1 protein-coding gene is annotated in these 1,322 nt (G+C 53.3%); it reads left to right on the top strand.

From position 1 onward, the window contains the following. Window positions 1–546: 546 nt before the first annotated feature. Window positions 547–1,322, top strand: a 776-nt coding sequence (locus Q6D67_RS21570; RefSeq protein WP_304707900.1) for a helix-turn-helix domain-containing protein, incomplete at its 3' end; no start/stop codon positions are given.

Below are 1,322 nucleotides of genomic sequence, written 5' to 3'. Positions count from 1 at the left end.
GAAATCGGCTGTAAAGCCACGTCAACACTGGGTTTCAGCATGATCGTAATCAAATTAACCGGACACTAGTGCGCTGCGGGAAAGACCGGTGGTGGACTGCACTTGACGCAGTCGCAGCAATTGTCTGAATGCCCTTGGCTGGTCTGACATGCCTCAGTACCTCGGTGATCGTGACAGGACTCTGAGACCCATCGTGCATCAGAATCTGCTTTGCCAGCGCGTCGCAAGACGAGCAATCTGGATGGCTTGCCAACCGTTCGAGGTCACGACGCCCAGGAGCCACAGCTCACCCTGTTGGCGGCCACTGGGGCCCCTAAAAGCGACACTTTACCCGTCAACTGACAAGCTCGATGGAGAGAGGCAATTTGTGGGTGCAGTGTGGGTGCAGGAAGCAAAAAACCGGCAGAAATAAAAAAGGCTCAGCGTTTAAATTTCGCTAAGCCTTGTGTAGTACCTGAGACATAGCTTACAGCATATACCGGAAACATGGTTTACACCTTTAGGTATTTGGGAGACGCCCAAATGCCCTGGAAAGAGTGTAAACCGATGGATGAACGTCTTAAGTTTGTTGCCAGGCTCCTTGATGGCGAGAAAATGTCCGCCCTATGTCGTGACTTTGGGATCTCGAGACCTACCGGCTACAAAATCTTCAGTCGATACAAGGATTGTGGCCTTGATGGATTGCAGGATCGTAGCCGTAGGCCTTACCGCCACGCCAATCAACTGCCCTTCCAGATTGAGCGCACCATCTTGCAGCTCAAGCGTGAATATCCCAGTTGGGGTGCCCCAAAGATCCGCGATAAATTGATCCGGGAATACCCCATGATCCAGCCGCCAGCCAAGAGCACCGTTCATGCTGTACTGGATCGCCACGGCCTGGTCAAACGGCGCAAGCGGCGTCGCTACAAGGCTCAAGGGACACCCCTGACCAATGCAGGCAAAACCAATGAGCTCTGGTGTGTCGACTACAAGGGCGAATTCATGTTGGGCAGTCGTCAGTACTGCTACCCGCTCACCATTACAGACTATCGCTCCCGATACCTGCTGGCTTGCGAAGGTTTGGAATCCACCAAGTCAGCCTTCGCATTTACCGTTTTTGAGAGAGTTTTCAAAGAGTTCGGATTGCCTGATGCCATACGTTCTGACAACGGCGCGCCCTTCGCTTCTCCCAATGCACTGTTTGGCCTGAGCCGGCTTTCGATCTGGTGGCTAAGGCTGGGAATCAACATCGAGCGGATCAAACCAGGTAATCCTCAGCAGAACGGAAGGCATGAACGCATGCACCTGACTCTGAAGAAGGAGGCCACCAAGCCGGCCTCGTT

The organism is Haliea sp. E1-2-M8 (assembly GCF_030649675.1).
Taxonomy (GTDB): Bacteria; Pseudomonadota; Gammaproteobacteria; order Pseudomonadales; family Halieaceae; genus Haliea.
The sequence above is the reverse complement of the archived record's forward strand: the minus strand, read 5'-3'. Positions and strand labels throughout refer to the sequence as shown.